General features: G+C 70.3%; 18 protein-coding genes and 1 tRNA gene. 3 read left to right on the top strand and 16 right to left on the bottom strand.

What is annotated here, in order from left to right; genetic code table 11:
- The first annotated feature begins 1 nt into the window (after window position 1).
- A complete protein-coding gene (locus LY41_RS08765; RefSeq protein ID WP_504966323.1) occupies window positions 2–853 on the top strand; it encodes a DUF72 domain-containing protein in 852 nt (283 codons plus the stop codon).
- 110 nt (window positions 854–963) lie between these two features.
- Here the strand turns inward: LY41_RS08765 and LY41_RS08760 are convergent.
- The 7 genes from LY41_RS08760 to LY41_RS08730 form a co-directional block, all read right to left on the bottom strand.
- Window positions 964–1,037 (bottom strand) — tRNA-Leu (locus tag LY41_RS08760).
- 117 nt (window positions 1,038–1,154) lie between these two features.
- A complete protein-coding gene (locus LY41_RS08755) occupies window positions 1,155–2,477 on the bottom strand; it encodes an NAD(P)/FAD-dependent oxidoreductase (RefSeq protein ID WP_253863370.1) in 1,323 nt (440 codons plus the stop codon).
- Window positions 2,478–2,627: 150 nt separating this feature from the next.
- Complete coding sequence (locus LY41_RS08750) at window positions 2,628–3,122, bottom strand: GNAT family N-acetyltransferase (RefSeq protein WP_253863369.1); 495 nt, start codon at window positions 3,120–3,122, stop codon at window positions 2,628–2,630.
- Window positions 3,123–3,234: 112 nt separating this feature from the next.
- Window positions 3,235–3,636, bottom strand: coding sequence for a type II toxin-antitoxin system VapC family toxin (locus LY41_RS08745; RefSeq protein ID WP_253863368.1), 402 nt, complete (start codon window positions 3,634–3,636; stop codon window positions 3,235–3,237).
- Window positions 3,633–3,917 carry a FitA-like ribbon-helix-helix domain-containing protein gene (locus LY41_RS08740; protein ID WP_253863367.1) on the bottom strand — a complete coding sequence of 95 codons (285 nt, stop codon included), beginning with the start codon at window positions 3,915–3,917 and terminating at the stop codon, window positions 3,633–3,635. Before LY41_RS08740 ends, LY41_RS08745 begins: the two co-directional genes overlap by 4 nt.
- A gap of 37 nt (window positions 3,918–3,954) precedes the next feature.
- A complete protein-coding gene (locus LY41_RS08735) occupies window positions 3,955–4,668 on the bottom strand; it encodes a uracil-DNA glycosylase (protein WP_253863366.1) in 714 nt (237 codons plus the stop codon).
- A 60-nt stretch (window positions 4,669–4,728) separates the two neighbouring features.
- Window positions 4,729–5,868, bottom strand: a complete 1,140-nt coding sequence (locus tag LY41_RS08730) for a macrolide family glycosyltransferase (RefSeq protein ID WP_253863365.1) — start codon at window positions 5,866–5,868, stop codon at window positions 4,729–4,731.
- An 83-nt stretch (window positions 5,869–5,951) separates the two neighbouring features.
- On the opposite strand from LY41_RS08730, the gene LY41_RS08725 reads away from it, so the two are divergent.
- Window positions 5,952–7,445 (top strand): S10 family peptidase, encoded by a 1,494-nt coding sequence (locus LY41_RS08725; protein WP_253863364.1) that lies wholly within the window; start codon window positions 5,952–5,954, stop codon window positions 7,443–7,445.
- A gap of 243 nt (window positions 7,446–7,688) precedes the next feature.
- Here the strand turns inward: LY41_RS08725 and LY41_RS08720 are convergent, their stop codons facing one another.
- From LY41_RS08720 to LY41_RS08695, 6 genes are all read right to left on the bottom strand, one after another.
- The gene (locus tag LY41_RS08720) at window positions 7,689–8,642 is read right to left on the bottom strand and encodes a Ppx/GppA phosphatase family protein (protein WP_253863363.1); all 954 of its coding nucleotides are present in this window, start codon (window positions 8,640–8,642) and stop codon (window positions 7,689–7,691) included.
- 69 nt (window positions 8,643–8,711) lie between these two features.
- Window positions 8,712–10,238 carry a lytic transglycosylase domain-containing protein gene (locus tag LY41_RS08715; RefSeq protein ID WP_253863362.1) on the bottom strand — a complete coding sequence of 509 codons (1,527 nt, stop codon included), beginning with the start codon at window positions 10,236–10,238 and terminating at the stop codon, window positions 8,712–8,714.
- 145 nt (window positions 10,239–10,383) lie between these two features.
- Window positions 10,384–10,890, bottom strand: a complete 507-nt coding sequence (locus tag LY41_RS08710; protein ID WP_253863361.1) for a DUF501 domain-containing protein — start codon at window positions 10,888–10,890, stop codon at window positions 10,384–10,386.
- Window positions 10,883–11,251 carry an FtsB family cell division protein gene (locus LY41_RS08705; RefSeq protein WP_301296791.1) on the bottom strand — a complete coding sequence of 123 codons (369 nt, stop codon included), beginning with the start codon at window positions 11,249–11,251 and terminating at the stop codon, window positions 10,883–10,885. The genes LY41_RS08710 and LY41_RS08705 overlap by 8 nt, the downstream gene beginning before the upstream one ends.
- Window positions 11,252–11,429: 178 nt before the next feature.
- Window positions 11,430–12,716: a phosphopyruvate hydratase gene (gene eno / locus LY41_RS08700; protein WP_253863359.1), complete on the bottom strand. Its 1,287-nt coding sequence runs from the start codon at window positions 12,714–12,716 to the stop codon at window positions 11,430–11,432.
- 204 nt (window positions 12,717–12,920) lie between these two features.
- Entirely contained in the window at window positions 12,921–13,490 is a 570-nt protein-coding gene (locus tag LY41_RS08695; protein WP_253863358.1) for a VOC family protein, read from the bottom strand.
- Window positions 13,491–13,644: 154 nt separating this feature from the next.
- Here LY41_RS08695 and LY41_RS08690 point away from each other — a divergent pair, with 154 nt between their 5' ends.
- Window positions 13,645–14,091 (top strand): tetratricopeptide repeat protein, encoded by a 447-nt coding sequence (locus LY41_RS08690; protein WP_372493160.1) that lies wholly within the window; start codon window positions 13,645–13,647, stop codon window positions 14,089–14,091.
- 112 nt (window positions 14,092–14,203) lie between these two features.
- Here the strand turns inward: LY41_RS08690 and LY41_RS08685 are convergent, their stop codons facing one another.
- Genes LY41_RS08685 through LY41_RS08675 form a run of 3 tightly spaced genes read right to left on the bottom strand, consistent with a single transcriptional unit; the run spans window position 14,204 to window position 16,962 of the window.
- A complete protein-coding gene (locus LY41_RS08685; RefSeq protein WP_253863356.1) occupies window positions 14,204–15,055 on the bottom strand; it encodes a lysozyme family protein in 852 nt (283 codons plus the stop codon).
- A 9-nt stretch (window positions 15,056–15,064) separates the two neighbouring features.
- Entirely contained in the window at window positions 15,065–16,030 is a 966-nt protein-coding gene (locus LY41_RS08680) for a nucleoside triphosphate pyrophosphohydrolase (RefSeq protein WP_253863355.1), read from the bottom strand.
- Window positions 16,027–16,962 (bottom strand): SurA N-terminal domain-containing protein, encoded by a 936-nt coding sequence (locus tag LY41_RS08675; protein WP_253863354.1) that lies wholly within the window; start codon window positions 16,960–16,962, stop codon window positions 16,027–16,029. Before LY41_RS08675 ends, LY41_RS08680 begins: the two co-directional genes overlap by 4 nt.
- Window positions 16,963–17,420 lie beyond the last annotated feature (458 nt).

The raw sequence follows: 17,420 nt of genomic DNA, 5'->3' as shown, positions 1-17,420 counted from the left end.
GGTGCCACGTCTTCATGTCGGCTGTGCGATGTGGACACACCAGGCCTGGCAGGGACGGTTCGTGCCACCGTCCCTGCCGGCCGCACGACGCCTGCGCGCCTACGCCGGCTGGTGCAACGCGGTCGAGGGCAACACCACCTTCTACGCCACGCCCACGCGCGACGCCGTCGCGGGCTGGGTGGCCCAGACCGACTCCGACTTCCGGTTCGTACTGAAACTGCCGAAGATCGCCACGCACGAGCGCCGGTTCGCCGGCGTCGAGACCGAGATGCGCGCGTTCCTCGACGCGATCGAACCACTCGGCGAGCGGGCGGTGCTGTGGACACAGCTGCCGCGGTCGTTCGGCCCACCTGCGCTCGACGCGCTCGGCCGGTTCCTGCGCAGGCTTCCGCCCGGCCTCCCGCGTGCGGTCGAGGTGCGGGATCCCGTGTTCTTCACCGACGCCGACGCAGCCTCTCGACTCGAGGCCACGCTCACGGGCGCGAACGCCGAGTGGGTTCCCTTCGACACGACCCTGCTGTTCCGCAGCCCGCCGACCAGTGCCGCCGAACAGGAAGCATGGAGGCAGAAGCCACAGCTGCCGCGGCGAACACGCGCGCTGACCGACCGGCCGATCGTGCGCTACCTCGGCAGGGACTCGGTCGACGAGACGATCGCGGGCTGGGAGCCGTGGACCACGGTGGTAGCCGACTGGCTGCGCGAGGGCCGCTCGCCCACAGTCTTCCTGCACACTCCCGACAACCGCGACGCGCCCAGGCTGGCCCGCCGATTCCACCACGACGTCCGAACCCTGGTGCCCGACCTCGACCCGTTGCCCGAGCCGGAGCCGGTCGAACCGGAGACCCTGTTCTGACAGTCCGGGCGCGCTCGAAGACACCTGGTGAGGGTTCGGGCAAAGTGGGGCGTAAACGGGTCCGATGATCTTGTGTGATCGTCGGACCCGCCCTCTGACCAGGTACGAAGTGCCCCCGACGGGGTTCGAACCCGCACTGGATCGGTTTTAAGCCGACTGCCTCTGCCGGTTGGGCTACGGGGGCACCCTGCAGCTTAAGCCCCTGGGCACCGGCCGCGACCGTGAACCCCGCCACCGCACACGAATGCGGCTCCGAGGTGATCCTCGGAGCCGCATTCGGCAGTCACATCGCGGGTCGCGGTCAGGACTTGGACGCCCGGTTGAACTCTTCCTTCGGGTTGTTGATCTGCCCGAGCGAGATCGTCTCGCGCTTGAACAGTCCGCCGAGAGCCCAGTCCAGCATGATGCGGACCTTGCGGTTGAAGGTCGGCATCGCGTGGACGTGGTAGGCGCGGTGGAAGAGCCAGGCGGGGAAGCCCTTGATCTTCATCTTCATCGCGTCGGCGACACCCTTGTGCAGGCCGAGACCGGCGACGGCGCCCAGGTTCTTGTGGTAGTAGTCCGTCGGTTTGCCACCCCGCAGCGAGGCGATGATGTTCTTCGACAGGTGACGGGCCTGCCGGACGGCGTGCTGCGCGTTCGGCGGGCACGTGGCCGTCGGGTCCTCCTCGGTGCGCGAGAGGTCCGGCACGGCGGAGACGTCACCGGAGGTCCAGACATCCGGGTGGCCGACGACGTTCAGCGCCGCGGTCGCCTCGAGGCGGCCCCGCTTGTCACTCGGCAGGTCGGACTCGGCGACGACCGGGTTGGCCTTCACACCCGCGGTCCAGATGATCGTGTCGCTGTCGAACTCGGTGCCGTCGGACAGCACGACGTGACCGTTCTCGAACGACTTCGCCGCCGTCGACAGGTACACCTCGATGCCGCGCTTCTCGAGCTGCTCCACCGTCCACACGCCGAGCGTGTCGCGCACCTCCGGCAGGATGCGGCCCGCGGCCTCGACGAGTACCCAGCGGATGTCGTCGGGATCGATGTTCTCGTAGTAGGTCGAAGCGTCGCGGGTCATGTCCTCGAGCTCGGCCAGCGCCTCGATGCCGGCGAAGCCGCCACCGACGACCGTGAACGTCAGCAAGCGTTTGCGCAGGTCCGGGTCGAGCGTGCTGGACGCTTCGTCGAGTTTGGTGAGCACGTGGTTGCGCAGGTAGATGGCCTCGCCGACCGTCTTGATGCCGATGCCCTGCTCGGCGAGACCGGGGATCGGCAGCAGGCGCGGCACGGAGCCGAGCGCCACGACGAGGACGTCGTAGCCGAGCTGCTCGATGTGGCCGTCGGCGGCTTCGACCGTCACGGTCTTGCGCTCGTGCTCGATCTTGTTCACCCGCGCAGTGAGCACGTGGCAGCGTCGGAGCACCCGGCGCAGCGGCACCACCACGTGTCGCGGTTCGATCGACCCGGCGGCCGCCTCCGGGAGGAACGGCTGGTAGGTCATGTGCGGCTGCGGATCGACGATCGTCACGGACGCCTCGTTGGCCCCGAGCTTCTTCTGAAGGCCCAGTGCCGTGTAGAGGCCGACGTACCCGCCGCCGAGGATGAGGATCCTCGTCGGTTCCGACTTGGCTGCCATACGCTCAGTTTCCCACTAACCACCGATCCCCACTAACCGGGTTGGCCAGGTGTGATCGGTATCGCCGCCGCGACCCAAACGATTCAGTTGACAGGACCTTTACACCGTCCTGAGCGGCGAGCGCAAGACGTCGGCGGGCCTTTTCCGTGGTCACCGGGCATCCGGCAGGTCCAGCACCGCGTCGACCCGGTCCCCGTCGACGGTGAGTCCCGCTCCCCCACCGCCGAGCAGTCGACGAGCCGCGACGTTCGCCGTAGTGGTACTCGCGATCACTCGTGCCATCCCCGACGCACGCGCCATGACCAGCAGTTCGACCAGCACCGCGCGACCGAGGTGCAGACCACGGTGCGACCGCCCCAGCCACAATCCGATCTCGGCGGCCTCGCCGGCCGGTTCGATGCGCGCGGCACCGACGACCCGATCGTCGGCCACCACCACGTACGTACGCTCCACCGGTTCCGCCGCCTCGATCGACCTGGTCAGGTGAAACTCACGGAACGCCTGCCGCCGCGTCTCGTTCCAGCCCGGCTCCCCGGAAACCGGCGGCATGACCTCGAGCGGGTCGGTCTCTGCGACGGCGACCGCCAGCAGGTCGGCGAGGTTGCGCGCGTCGAGCGGGCGCAACTCGCACCGCGAGACCGTCATCTCGGATCACACCTGCCGGAGCGCGGCCGAACGCCGCCCCGCGGCGACCGGCCCCCGCCGGGTACACGCTCCGGCACTACGCAAGAGTCCGTCAACGCTGCGCAGGAGCCCGTCAACGCTGCGCGACCAGTTCGACGCGACAGTGGCTCGTCGCCGCACGCGCGAGCCGCGCATCGGCGGTCACGAGTGGAATGCCACGCCCTTCGGCCACTGCGACGTACGCCGCGTCGTACCCACTGACGGCATCGCGCAACTGCCACATCCGGACGAGTAGATCGTCCAGCGGAACGGACTCGACCCCGAGCAACGGGAGCCGCTCCACCGCGCGGGCGCCCTGCCCTTCCTTGATCTTGCCACCGAGCGTGAGCCCCCTGGCTACCGAGAAGACCTCCGCCTTCCAGTGTTCGGGTGCCACCCACTCGAGGTCTCGTGCCAACACGGCCCGCGCGCCGCGTCCGCGAGCGTCCGCATACAGCAACATGTTCGCCAGGGCCGAAGCGTCGACGACGATCACGCGGCGCCACCCGCGCCGGATGTTCCGACCTCGCCACCTCGTGTCTCCGGCCTTGCCTGCTCCAAGAGTTCCGCGGCGTCCTGAGCGTCGCTCTCCGCACCGCCACCTTCGGTCAGATCACGTTCGATCTCCGCGAGCAGCTGCCGATTACCACTGAACGCAGCCTGCCGTTGCAGCACGCCCAACAGGAAGGCCTGCAGCGACTGCCCGCGTTCCCGTGCGTCGCGCGCAAGCGCATCCTTGACATCGTCCGGCACGTCCCGAATCGTCAACACCGTCATGACTGCATTTTGCAGTCATAGTGCATTCCCGGTCAAGTCAACCGTCGTCGAGGTCGGCGAGCTCCTTCGCCCGACTCAGCACGTCGCGGAGCATCGCCGGGGTGAGCCGTCCGGTGAAGGTGTTCTGCTGGCTGACGTGGTAACAACCGACCAGGTGCAGCGGCGCCGGGCCAGCCAGCTCGACGTGGACGGCGTGGCCGAACGCCGGCCGCGGCCGCGGCACCTCCCAGCCCGCCCGGGTGAGCACCGGCAACACCGCCTGCCAGCCGAACCCGCCCAGCACGACGACCGTGCGCATGGCCGGCGCGAGCAGCTCGAGCTCCTCGGCGAGCCAGCCGCCGCAGGTGTCCCGTTCGGCGGGCGTCGGCTTGTTGGCGGGCGGGGCGCAGTGCACCGGCGACGTGATCCGCGTGCCGTACAGCTCGAGACCGTCGTGGGCATGAGTCGCGGTCGGCTGCGACGCCAGACCGACGTCGTACAACGCCTGGTACAGGACATCACCAGAGCGGTCCCCGGTGAACATCCGGCCCGTGCGGTTGGCTCCGTGGGCCGCAGGCGCCAGCCCGATGATCACCAGCGCGGCATCGGCCGGACCGAACCCGGGGACCGGCCTTCCCCAGTACGTCTCGTCGGCGTAGGCGGCACGTTTGGTCTCGGCGACGTGCTCCCGCCACTCGACCAGCCGCGGGCACGCACGGCATCCGGTCAGGTCCGCGTCCAGTTCAGCCAGCGTCCGTCCCACGCCCGCCATTCTCACCCGCCGGCCGCGCGCACCCGACAACCGCTCGCACCCTGCGGCCGCCCGTGACCGTCAGCCGCGTGCGCACAGTCGTTCCACCGCGTCGGCCGCCCGCTCGATGCCGCCGCCCGCGCGGACCTCGTCCCGCAGCTCGCGCACCCGCTCGGCCTTGCCGCAGGCGGCGTCGACGGCCGCGCGGAGGGTCGGCGCGTCCCACGGCTCCCCGGGCTGCACGCCCGCTCCGATTGCAGCGAGCATGCCCGCGTTCGTGGACTGGTCGACGGCCTGCGGTACGAGCACCGTCGGCACGCCGAACCACAGCGACTCCGCCGCACTGCCCATCCCGGCGTGGCTGACGAACACCGACGCGTGCTCCAGCACGTCCGGCTGCGGCTGGGTGCGCGCAGCCGTCACACCCTGCGGCAGTTCGCCGAGGTCGGCCGGGTCGACCTTGCCCGTGGCGAGCACGACTCGGTAGTCGCCGGCCAGCCCGTCGATACACGCGCGGTAGATGTCGGGACGTTCGGTGTAGCTCGTGCCCAGCGCCACGTACACGAGCGGGCGGTCGTCGCCCGGTTCGGGTTTCCAGCCGGTGCGGCGGGCCGGGTCGACGCACGGACCGGCGAACACGTACCGGTCGGCCACGCGCTCGGCGTTCGGCTGCAGCACCCGCGGGATCAGCACCACGCAGGACGGCGGCGTTCCGGTGAACTCGTCGGCGTCGATGTCCATGCCGTTCTCATCGAGCCACGCGCGCAGCGTCGCGTAGTACTTCTCCCCCGACGGTGACGCCCTGAGCGCCTCGTTGAACTCCATCATCTCCTCGGCCATACCCTCCCACGCGACGTACGCGGTGGACAGCTGCACGGCGGGCACTCCCCAGTGGTGGGCGGCCGTGCGGCCCGCGAACCCGCCGATGTCGTAGAGCACGGCGTCGGGCCGGTCGATCCCGACCGCGACGGGCAACGCCCTGATCGCGTCGTCGAGGAACACCTGCATCGCCTCGCCCAGGTCCTCGGGCCAGTGCTCGTCGGCCGCCGGCATGGTCGACGGGTGCGTGACCACCTCGGCACCTGTCGGGGCGACCAGGTCGGCCAGCCGGTCACCGACGACATACGTCACCCGGTGCCCTCTCGCGACGAGCTCGGTGATCAGCCCGAGCCCGGGATACACATGACTCGGTGCGGTGACGCCGACCATGACCAGCTGCATGCCGGGGATCCTCGCAGCACCGGCGATGCCGGGCACAACGAATTTCGGCGGTTCCGATCGCCGCGAACACATAGGTTGTAGGCATGCCAGAAACCCCTGATACCGGCTCGAACGGCACCACCGAGACCCCGGCAGCTGCACAGCAGACCGAACCGACCGACGATCTGGTCACCACCCAGCACTCGATCACCGTCAAGCGCCGCAAGCTCGCGTACACGGCGCAGACGGGACGGATCGTGCTGCGCAAGGAAGTCCTCAACGACGGGACGTTCGACGGGCACAAGCCGAAGGCCGAGGTCTACGTGACCGCCTACACGCTCGACGGCGCGGACCCGACGACCCGGCCCGTGACGTTCGCGTTCAACGGCGGTCCCGGCTCGTCGAGCATCTGGCTGCACCTGGGCGTGCTCGGCCCTCGGCGCGTCGTGTCCGGTGACGTGAACGACCCGGAGCCCCCACCGTACGGCCTCGCCGACAACCCGGACACCCTGCTGGCCCACAGCGACCTGGTGTTCATCGACCCGGTGTCGACGGGCTACTCGCGCGCAGTGGGCGGGGAGAAGCCTGCCGATTACCACGGCTTCACACCCGACGTGGAATCCGTGGGCGAGGTGATCCGGCTGTGGACCTCGCGCAACCAGCGGTGGCTGTCGCCGAAGTTCGTCGCGGGCGAGTCGTACGGCACCCTGCGTGCGGCTGCGCTCGCCGCGCATCTGCAAAGCCGCCACGGGCTGTACCTGAACGGCCTGCTGCTCCTCTCGTCCGTGCTGGACATGGGCACGATCCGGTTCTCGGAAGGCAACGACCTGCCGTACTCGCTGTTCGTGCCCACTTACGCCGCGATCGCGCACTACCACGGCAAACACGGCGACCGGGAGCTCGGCGACGTCCTGGCCGAGGCCGAGGACTTCGCCTCGCGCGACCTGCCGTGGGCGTTGCAGCGCGGCGCGCGGCTGGAGGCCGACGAGCGCGCGGAGATCGTGGCGAAACTCGCCGAGCTGACCGGCCTGTCGGAGTCCTACGTCGACCGCGTCAACCTGCGCATCGAGCACGTGCGGTTCTTCACCGAACTGCTGCGCGACGAGGGGCTCGTCACGGGCCGCATGGACGGTCGGTTCACCACGTGGGAGCCCGACGGTGGACGCGAGCACATGAGCGACGACGCGGCGGTGTCACGGATCATCGGGGCCTACTCCGCGGCGTTCAACCACTACGTGCGCGCCGAGCTGCAGTACGATAACGACCTGCCGTACGAGATCCTGTCCACCGACGTGACCCGGACGTGGTCCTATTCGGACTTCGAGGGACGCGCCGTGTCGGTCGTCGACTCGCTCAGCGGTGCGATGCGCGAGAACCCCCACCTGAAGGTGCACGTCGCGCTCGGTCACTACGACGGTGCCACGCCGTACTACGCGGCCGAACACGTCATCGCCCAGCTGCAGATCCCCGACCAGCTGCAGGCGAACGTCGACACGGCCTACTACCCGGCGGGGCACATGATGTACGTCCACCCCGAGTCACGGGTCCAGCAGGGCAAGGACCTGGCCGCGTTCGTGAAGTCGGCGTCCAACCGCTGATCCGCCGGCTCACGCAGGGACACGAACGGGCTCCGCACGCGAACGTCGACACGACCGCGCGTGCGGAGCCCTTCTCGTCACCCGCGCCACACAACCACCCCGCACCACACAACTCCGGTGCGCACCCCTACGCCTGAGCACCCCTACGCCTAAGCACCCCTAGGCCTGAGCACCGCAGCGCCGTCGCCCAGCAGCGCGACCAGCTCGACGAGGACGTCACGCCGGACCGCGTCGCGCCGGTTCTCAGGCCAGCGACAGTGCGATGCCGTCGAGGATGTCGTGTTCGCTGACCACCAGGGAATCGGGGCCGCCGCGGGCCTGCAGCTCCTCGGCAAGCGTTTGCACGACGACTGAGCCCGCTCCGATGACGTCGACCCGGCCCGGGTGGATGACCTTCCGGGCCGCGCGCGCGTCGTGGTCGGCGGCGAGCAGCTCGGCGGTGACGCGATCGACCGTGGCGTGCGACAGCAGCGACAGGTGTGTGGCCTGCGAATCGTATTCCGGCAGGTCCTGAGCGAGCGCCGACAGCGTGGTGATCGTTCCCGCCACACCGATCCACGTCTGCGCCTTCGCGACGTCGACCACCTCGAACGCCTCGGCCAGCACCTCGCGCGCGACCCCGCGGGCGGTATCGACGTCCTCGGCGGTCGGCGGGTCGTTCGGCAACGCCCGCTCGGTGAGGCGCACGCACCCGATGTCGACGGACTTGGCGCCCAGGATCTCGGCCTGCGCACCGTCCCAGGTGCCCAGCACGAGCTCGGTCGACCCGCCGCCGACGTCCACGACGAGGAACGGCCCGTCGTCAGGGTCCTGCTCGCCCACGGCACCGGTGAACGACAGGCGCGCCTCTTCGTCTCCGGTGATGATCTCCGCTTCCACGCCGAGCACCTCGCGGGTCATGGCGAAGAACTCGTCGCGGTTGCTCGCGTCGCGGGTCGCCGACGTGGCGACCATGCGCACCTTCTCGGCGCCCTTTCTCCGGGCCGCGACCGCGTAGGAAGCCAACGCCTCCCGAGTGCGCTCCAGCGCTTCCGGTGCGAGCCGGCCCGTGGCGTCCACGCCCTGACCGAGCCGCACCACCTTCATCTCCCGGTGCAGGTCACGCAGGTCGACACTGCCGTCGTGGCGGTGTGTCAGCTCCGCGACCAGCAGGCGGATCGAGTTGGTCCCACAGTCGATGGCGGCTACACGAGGCATGCGGCCAACACTAGACGCTTCGCGCCGCCCACCCGTAGCGCCCACGACGAACCCGGCGGGGAGCGGGAGTCACCGGTTCTCCGGACTCCTCCGCAGCCCTGGCTTTCCGTCCTGGTCCGGTTCCGGCCCCGTCGCGGGCCACTCGCACTCGTCGGGCGCGACGATCTCGTCGTCCTCGTCGGTCTCCGGATCGCCGGGGCACAGACACGGCGGGGGCGAGCCCTCGGTCGCCTTGGTCTCCTCGCGCTCCGCGGCCTCCCCTGCCTCTTCGCGCTCTCCGGCCTCTTCGCGCTCTCCGGCCTCTTCGCGCTCCCCGGTCTCCTCGGTCGTCGTCTCCGGTTCGTCCGGCGTCGGACACTCGTCCGGCGGAGTCGGAGTAGGAGTAGGTGACGGAGTCGGGGTCGGTGACGGAGTCGGTGAGTCGCCCGGGCCCGGCGGAGGCGAACCGTCCGGCGGTGCGGGATCGGCCGACGACGGACCGTCGCTCTGTCCGCCACCGGGCGCACCACCGTCACCGTGTCCACCGCCGGGCGGGAGGCTGTGGTCGCCACCGTCGCCGCCACTGCCACCGTCGCTGCCACCGTCGCTGCCGGGACCGTTCGGCGGGCGCGGCCTCGTCACGGTGACCTCGCCCCGGCCGCCGTCCGGACTGCCTCCGGCAGCGGAGTCTCCACCGGGACCACCGCCGTCGGACCCGTCCTGCTGCGGGCCGGGCGCGGCGATCACGTCCCGTGGCGGCCGCTCGGCCGGGGACGACTCCGGCTCGGGCGCCTCGGCCACGAGCTCCGGTGGCACACCCAGCGGCACGTCGCTGTCCGGGATCGGGAGTACGCCGTCCCGGTAGGCCTGCGCCCAGCGGATCACCGTCTCGACATACGAGCGCGAGTCGTTGTAGCGGTGCAACGAGGCCCGCAGTTGACCGCCTGCCTGCAGGTTGAGCCCGCCCGAACACAGGTACCGCCCAGCGGCGAGCGTCGCGTCGTGCACGTTGTTCGGATCGGCCCGGCCGTCGCCGTTGCCGTCTGCGCCGTACTTGCGCCAGGTCTCCGGAACGAACTGCATCGGACCGACGGCGCGGTCCCACGTCGTGTCGCCGTCGACTACGCCACCGTCGGTGTCACGGATCTTCGCGACACCATCACCGCCGTTCAGCGCGGGCCCGGTGATCCGTTCCCGCGCCGTGCCCTCCGCGTCGACGAACCCGCCGCGCGCGTGGTTCGACTCCGACCGGCCGACGCTGGCCAGCAGCGCCCAGTCGGCGCCACAGTCCGGCAGCTCGGAACCGACCGTGCGCGCGGCCTGCCGGTATGCCTCGAGCATGCTGCGGGGGATCCCCAACGGGCCCGGTCCCGGCAGTTCGATCAGCAGTTCCTCGGCCATCGGCGGCGACGGCAGACTGCCGTCGACCGCCGCCCGATTCCTGCTCTCCGTACTGCCTGCGCCGTCGCCGGAGTCCGCCGAAGCGGTCGCCTCCGCCCGGTCGTACGCGTGATCGGCCCGATCACTCGACAACGCCGCGGGCGCCACGGCAAGCAGCCCCGCCATCACGGTGGCAACCGTCTTCCCCCGGAACCCGGCTCTGCACGGTCTGTTCACGCCCGCTCCCCCACGTGTGCCGGCGACGCTCGTCTCCACCGGAGGAATGCCCAGCGGGAGCGGCTCCCACACGCGCAGGGACACCTACTCGCCGGTTGGCCCGGCCGGGCATCACACCGGCATCACCCGGGAGGCAGGGCCGAGGTCAGGCGCGGGCGAGGCAGTCGCCGTTCGGCCAGCCGAGCTCGTGCAGCAATCGCAACGTCTCGTCGCCGAACGGGTTCACACCCTCGCCACGTGCGAGCGTGTGCGCGAGGTGGACGTGCAGGCACTTGACCCTGCTCGGCATTCCGCCCGCGGTGACCTCGTGGCCGAGCGGGTCGATCGCGTCGCGTTCGGCCAGGTACTTCTCGTGTGCGCGGCGGTAGGCGTCGGCGAGATCCTCGTCCCGTTCGAGCCGCTCACTCATCTCCCGCATCACGCCGTGTGCCTCGAGTCCGCCGACGAGGGAGTTCAGATTCGGGCACGTCAGGTAGTACAACGTCGGGAACGGTGTGCCGTCCTCGAGCCGCGGACTGGTCTGGACGACGCTGGGATGCCCGCCCGGGCACCGCGCCGCGACCGCCCGCAACGCCCTGGGCGGCCTGCCCAGCTGCTCCGCGACGATCTCCCGGTCCGCGTCGGTCACCGGTTCGAAATCGGTGTCATTCACCTTCGGTCACGCCATCCCACAGTTGCTCGTACCAGGCCCCGTGACGCTTCGGCGAGCCGTCTCCCCGCACAGGCTGCCGTTCGCTCCCCTCGTCGGACGGCAGCTGCACGATGTACGGCGTCTCACCGGGCATCACATACCGAAGTCTGCGCCTCGCCTCGGCCTCCACCTGCGCCGGGTCGGACAGTTCGGCCTTCCGCTGTTCGAGGCGTTCGACCTGCTCCTGCAGTTGCTCCTGCCTGTCCTCCTGTTCGACCACCTCCGCGCGCTGCGACAGATACGTGCGCAGCGGCACGGCGATGGTGAACGCCAGCGCGCAGACCACGATCGCCACGACGGCCGCGCGGCGCGTCGTGGACATCCCGAGCACCTTGGCTGCACTCGCGGCACGCTTCTTGGCCGCGGAGCTGCGCAGGGCCGACCTGCGGCCGCCGGAACGTCGAGTGCGCTGCGGCGACCGCAGGTCGCGGGGGGCCGAGCCACGTGCTCGGCCCCCACCACGCCTGGTCCGCGTTCTCCCCCGGTCGGCCACGGTCGCGTCAGGTCTCCGGCGTGAACCTCGGGAAGGCCAGCTCGCCCGAATAGCGGGCGGCGTCCCCGAGAGTCTCCTCGATGCGGAGCAACTGGTTGTACTTGGCCACGCGCTCGCTGCGTGCCGGCGCGCCGGTCTTGATCTGGCCGACACCCGTGGACACCGCCAGGTCGGCGATCGTGGTGTCCTCGGTCTCGCCGGAACGGTGGCTCATCATCGACTTGTAGCCGTACGACGTCGCCAGCGCCACGGCATCCAGCGTCTCCGAGAGCGTGCCGATCTGGTTGACCTTCACCAGCAGCGCGTTCGCCGCACCACGGGAGATGCCGTCCTCGAGGCGGTCCGGGTTCGTGACGAACAGGTCGTCACCCACCAACTGCAGCTTGTCGCCGAGTTGCGAGGTCAGCGTGACCCAGCCGTCCCAGTCGTCCTCCGACAACGGGTCCTCGATCGACACCAGCGGGTAGGCGTCGGCCAGCTCCGCGTAGTAGGCGCTCATGTCCTCGGCGCTGCGCGTGGAACCCTCGAAGTTGTAGACACCGTCGGAGTAGAACTCCGTCGCCGCCACGTCGAGTGCCAGCGCGATGTCCCTGCCGGGCTGGTAGCCGGCCTTCTTGATCGCCTCGACGATGATGTCGAGGGCCTCCCGGTTGCTGCTCAGGCTCGGGGCGAAGCCGCCCTCGTCGCCGAGCCCGGTCGCCAGTCCGCGGGACTTCAGCACCGACTTCAGCGCGTGGTACGTCTCCGTGCCCCAGCGCAGCGCCTCCCGGAACGACTCGGCGCCGATCGGGGCGATCATGAACTCCTGGATGTCGACGTCGGTGTCCGCGTGGGCACCGCCGTTGAGGATGTTCATCATCGGAACCGGCAGCACGTGGGCGTTCGGGCCGCCGAGGTACCGGAACAGCTCGAGGTCGGCCGAGTCGGCCGCGGCCTTCGCGACGGCCAGCGACACGCCCAGAATGGCGTTGGCGCCCAGCCGCGACTTGCCCGGCGTGCCGTCGAGGTCCAGCAGCTTCTGGTCGACGATGCGCTGGTCGACCGCGTCGGTTCCCGCGAGATCAGGGCCGATCTCGTCCAGCACCGCGGCCACGGCACGCTCGACACCCTTGCCGCCGTAGCGGTTGGCATCGCCGTCGCGCAGCTCCACGGCTTCGTGCTCACCGGTCGACGCACCCGACGGGACCGCGGCCCGCGCCAGCGTTCCGTCGTCGAGGGCCACCTCCACCTCGACAGTCGGGTTACCACGAGAGTCGAGAATCTCCCGCGCGCCTACCTGCTCGATCACCGCCACACTTGCTCCTCACCCGGTTGTGCCGTTCTGACGGCACTCAACGTAGTCGCCTGGACGGCAGCGTATCGGGCGTTGTACATCACCCGTCGGCGGCACGCGCACGACGACGTGCACAAATGGCGAGGAGAGCAGTCAGTGGTGAACGTCTCAGTGCCTGCTCGGTTCGGCTCAGGCCGGCTCAGTGCCCGCTCGGGTCAGCTCGGGTCAGCCTGCAGCGGATTCACCGGCCCCGGCTTCGCTGTCCGCCTCGCCGTCACCCGCGCCGGTGCCGTCGGCGGTTCCGGCCGGGTCTCCACCGGAGACGGTTTCGCCGTTGCGGATCTCCCGCCAGCCCGCCGGCAGATCGGCGATGTCGGAGATGTGCTGCCAGAACGTCCAGCCGTTTCCGCCGATGTCCTGCACCGTGAACAGCCTCGCCCCGTAGGGCTGGTCCTGCGGACGCGACACCTCGAAGCCGTCGCCGACCGTGTCGTTGACCCGCTCGAACTGGGCGTCGACGTCGTCGACGTACACCACGTTCAGCTGGCCCACCGGGCCGTCGACGCCCTTCGCGGGCCAGTACTCGTCACCGACACCGGCAAGGTGGATGTCGGAGCCGCCCGCGTTCAGGGTCGCCTGGAACACCTCGCCCACCGCGTCGACGTAGCGAACCTTCTCGGTGAACCCGAAGACGCGGGTGAGCCACTCCACCGCCTCGGTGGCGTCCGTGTAGTAGAGGTACGGCGCGATCCCGAGATACCTCGGGCCGTCATTACTCATCGCGGGGTCGCTCATGGCGGGCTAGTCCACCACACGAACGATCGCCGGCTATCACGACCCCGGCCGGTGCCGGCACCCGCCGCGCACCGGACCCACCGGGGCGATCATCGATTCGGTGCCGAGTCAAGGTCTCGATAAGCGCCTCCGACGCGGGTACCGTCGCTGAACCATGGGTGAATCGACGCCATCGAACCCACCTCCGGCAGGCCCTGCGCGGACTTCCGGCCGGCAGCCGGCGGACGTGGGCCACTCTCCTGTCCACGCATTCCGGCGAGCCGAGGAACTGGTGAAACGGCGTCGTCCGCTCGACGCGCTCGATGCGCTCGAACCGGTGCTCGAGGCCGAACACGACAAGCCGAGCGTCCAGTTGCTCGCGGGGCGTGCCTACTTTCATTCCGCACAACTGCGAAGGGCCGAGCACGCCCTGAGCAAAGTCATCGAGCACGACCCGTCCGACCACTACGCCCGGTTCGTACTCGGTAAGACCCTGCAACGGCTCGGCAGACTCGCCGAAGCCCTCGGCCAGCTCCGGATGGCCTCGGCGATGCATCCGCAGGCCGAGTACCAGGACGCCATCGGCGAGGTGTCGTCCCGGTTGGCGCTCGGCAACGGCTGACGGCCCACCGGCCGCAGACCACGCTCCCCGCTGCGCCTGCCACCCACGGCCCACCGGTTGGTTCCGTCCTGCCGGCCGCTGCCGCCTCGCGCCTCGCGCCTCTCGCCGCGAGTCACCCCGGCGCCTGGCCCGCGTAGACGTCCGCCCGCTCGACGATCCGGCGGGCGTAGCCGTCCGGGGCGGCGGGGCCGCGGAAGCCGTCGACCGCCTTCCACCAGTCGCCGGCGGTGTCCAGATCCCGGCCGTCGGCGCAGAGATACCGGCCCGCGGTGAGCGCCGCGTCGTCGATGTCCTGCGGATCGGGGCCGCCCCCGTCCCCGGTCGCCCGCTCTCCCCAACGCTGCCACTGTGCCGGCAGGAACCGCATCGGCCCGACGGCCCGGTCCCACGTCGAATCGCCGTCGATCTCACCACGGTCGGTGTCCCGGACCTGGGCGCGTCCCTGCGACCCGTCGAGCGGCGGACCGACGATCCGCGTAGCCGGCCGTCCGTCGATGCCGATCCCCCGATCGCCGCCTGCGGCACCGTGCCGCGACTCGACCTGGCCGATCGCCGCGAGGGTGCTCCACGACAGGTGACAGTCCGGCCGGTCACCGCGCAACCACATCTCGGCACGCCCGTACGCGGCTGCGGCCCGCGCCGGAATCCCGGTGGAGCGCTCGATCTTCCGGGACCACGTGTCGAGCTCGTCCTCATCGGACTCGGAAGGCCGGTCGACAGGTGCCGGCGTGGCCGCCGCGGGCACGGTCTGCTTCGCGCGCGTCCGCGACTCCCGCTCGGGCGACGGTGCAGCGCCTTCGGCGTTCGGTTGCTCGTCGCGGTTCATGCCGACGGTGAACACGAGGAGCAGTCCGGTCGCGATGAGGCCGAGAGCCAGAGCGAGGCGCGACAACGCCGGACCGGGCAGCGGCCACGACGGCCCGCCATCGCCAGGGGATGTCGAGGACGAAGGGCGTTCGCTCACGCGGCCAGGCTACGCGGAAGACGCCTGCCAGAACTCCCGCCATCCGTCGGCATCGAGCTCGGCCGGTTCACGGCCCGCGGCCCGCGCGGCACGTTCGGCCTCCCGGACCCGCGCCGCGAACTCCTTGGCCACCCCGCGCAGGGAACCTTCCGGGTCGGCGCCCGTACGTGCGGTTGCCGCCGCAATCCGGAACAGCCGGGACCCGTCGTCGGCGTTCGCGGGCATCAGATCGAACGGCACCCCGGCACGGCCGGTCCGCTGACCGAGCTTGCCCGCGAGCGCGGCGGCGGGCTGCCCGAGCGCGACCCCGTCCACAAGCGATTCGCGCTGCTTCTCCTGCTGTTTCCGCTCTTCCCAGGTCACCTGCTGCTGCTCGGTCGAATCGACCCGGTCCTCGCCGGTGAACAGGTACGGATGTCTGCCGACGAGCTTCGTCACCAACTGGGTCGCGACCTCGTCGATGTCGAACGCGTCGGCCCCGTCCTCGGCCGCGACGCGGGCGTGGAACAGCACCTGCAGCAGCACGTCACCGAGTTCCTCGCGAAGCGCGTTCCGGTCGCCGTCCTCGATGGCCTCGAGCAGTTCGTAGGTCTCCTCGACGAGGTAGCGGCCCAGCGACTCGTGCGTCTGGGCCCCGTCCCACGGACATCCGCCGGGCGAGCGGAGCCGGTCCATCACCTCGACGGCCCGTTCGAGCGGCGGCGCCGGGGCGTCGATCACCGTGGCGCCTTCTGCGATGAGTTCCGCAGCGCCGGGTTCGCCGGCGTCCGCGGACACCAGGACCACACCGCTCTGCCGCGCGAGTTCGTCGGGATGCGGCGCGGGCTTCGCATCCAGTGCCGCCCGCAGACCGTCCGGCAGCCCTGCGGCCGCGTAGACGTGCTCCGCCCCACGGACCACGCTCAGCGCAGCGGCGGGGACATGATCCGGCAGCGCCGGACTGCACAGCACCACCGTCGCCGATCGCCAGGTCATGAGTTCACGGTACGTGACCGCAACAGCCTCCCGGCCAACTCGTCCTCATTCGGAGCCGGCGACAACGCAGCCTCGTCCCACACTCCGTAGCGCGGGTTGATCCGTACCCCGGCCTCCTCCGCGATCGGCTGCAGCATCCGAAGGCCTGCGAAGTAGAGGTACTCGGGATTGACCTGCGGCTCGGCCGCATCCGCCTGCCCGCCGGTCCGCCGCTCGGACACCAGGCCCACCAGCCAGCCCGCCTGTTGCCGGCTCGGCTGGATCACCACGACGGTGCCCTCCTGCGATCCGAACACCGCGGTGGTCGCCAGTTCCGGGTCGTTCTGGAGCGTTTCGGCGAAGTCGAGCTCCTCGTCGACCAGCTGATGACCCGCTTCACGAACCGTCGCCCGCGCACGGTCCGGATCGTCCGCGATCCGCCTGCCGAGCGCGGTCGCCTTCTCCTTGGCACTGTTTCCGGGCTCGTCACCGGTGATCACGGTGCCCAGCAGATCGACCGAGAGCCTGCCGAGGTACTTGCGTGCCAGCTCCTGCAACACGACCTGGTCCGAGGCGACATCACGTACCCGGTCGGGCTCGACACCGGCCGAGCGGGACACCTCGTCGGCGCCACCACTGCCCCGGATCAGCTCGTCGACCTCGGACCGGTCGGCCCGGATACCTTCCCGTTTCGCTGCGATCTGCGCCAGTTCGTGGATCACGCGGCCACGGACGACCTCGCGCGCGTACAAGTCAACCTTGCCCTGCCGCTGTGCCTGCTGTGCCTGGTCCACGTTGTCGAGCAGCCAGTCGATTTCCTGCTGCACGTCGTCGAGCGGCACCGACCGGTCACCGACGATGGCCGCCGAATGGACCTGACTCGGCCCGGAACCGCATCCGGCCAGCACAAGGCCTGCGAGCAGGGCGGTGAACAACGCGAGGGGGCGACGCATGGTCCGGATCACAGGCGTGAGCCTCGCACATCCCCCACCGTCCGACGCAACCACGGGCGCGACATCCTCCCGGAAACCGGAAACTCACCGCGGCCGCGGTGCCGGAGCTCGCAGCGGCACCGTTCGTGGCGTCTCGTGGCGTCTCGTGGCGTCTCGTGGCGTCTCGTGGCGTCTCGTGGCGTCTCGTGGCGTCGCCGTCACGGCGCGATTCGTGACGAGGCGACTCGTGGCTCGTGGCTCGTGACTCGTGGCTCGTGACTTCGGAACGGCGCCCCGCCCCGGCGCGCCGAGTCGCAGGAGCGGCCGCACCGTGGCAGCCGTGGTTGACACTCGGCCGCACCCCTGAATCCGTTGGCGCGCAACGAATTCCGTCGTGTTCCGTCGACTCCGGACGGCGCCACACGTGTCACGAGTGTCGAATTGTTTCCGGCAAGAACCGTCATTTCAGGGAATTTTGC

Source organism: Prauserella halophila, from assembly GCF_024171895.1.
Taxonomy (GTDB): Bacteria; Actinomycetota; Actinomycetes; order Mycobacteriales; family Pseudonocardiaceae; genus Prauserella; species Prauserella halophila.
This window is presented reverse-complemented; position numbering and strand designations above follow the sequence as displayed.

What these genes read in the sequence shown, in the direction of transcription:
- LY41_RS08690 (WP_372493160.1), top strand. Translation starts at nt 13,645, where the DNA reads ATGGGTGAATCGACGCCATCGAACCCACCTCCGGCAGGCCCTGCGCGG.
- LY41_RS08680 (WP_253863355.1), bottom strand. Translation starts at nt 16,030, where the DNA reads ATGACCTGGCGATCGGCGACGGTGGTGCTGTGCAGTCCGGCGCTGCCG.
- LY41_RS08740 (WP_253863367.1), bottom strand. Translation starts at nt 3,917, where the DNA reads ATGACGGTGTTGACGATTCGGGACGTGCCGGACGATGTCAAGGATGCG.
- LY41_RS08695 (WP_253863358.1), bottom strand. Translation starts at nt 13,490, where the DNA reads ATGAGCGACCCCGCGATGAGTAATGACGGCCCGAGGTATCTCGGGATC.
- LY41_RS08720 (WP_253863363.1), bottom strand. Translation starts at nt 8,642, where the DNA reads ATGCCTCGTGTAGCCGCCATCGACTGTGGGACCAACTCGATCCGCCTG.
- LY41_RS08730 (WP_253863365.1), bottom strand. Translation starts at nt 5,868, where the DNA reads ATGCAGCTGGTCATGGTCGGCGTCACCGCACCGAGTCATGTGTATCCC.
- LY41_RS08735 (WP_253863366.1), bottom strand. Translation starts at nt 4,668, where the DNA reads ATGGCGGGCGTGGGACGGACGCTGGCTGAACTGGACGCGGACCTGACC.
- LY41_RS08755 (WP_253863370.1), bottom strand. Translation starts at nt 2,477, where the DNA reads ATGGCAGCCAAGTCGGAACCGACGAGGATCCTCATCCTCGGCGGCGGG.
- LY41_RS08725 (WP_253863364.1), top strand. Translation starts at nt 5,952, where the DNA reads ATGCCAGAAACCCCTGATACCGGCTCGAACGGCACCACCGAGACCCCG.
- LY41_RS08705 (WP_301296791.1), bottom strand. Translation starts at nt 11,251, where the DNA reads ATGTCCACGACGCGCCGCGCGGCCGTCGTGGCGATCGTGGTCTGCGCG.
- LY41_RS08675 (WP_253863354.1), bottom strand. Translation starts at nt 16,962, where the DNA reads ATGCGTCGCCCCCTCGCGTTGTTCACCGCCCTGCTCGCAGGCCTTGTG.
- LY41_RS08750 (WP_253863369.1), bottom strand. Translation starts at nt 3,122, where the DNA reads ATGACGGTCTCGCGGTGCGAGTTGCGCCCGCTCGACGCGCGCAACCTC.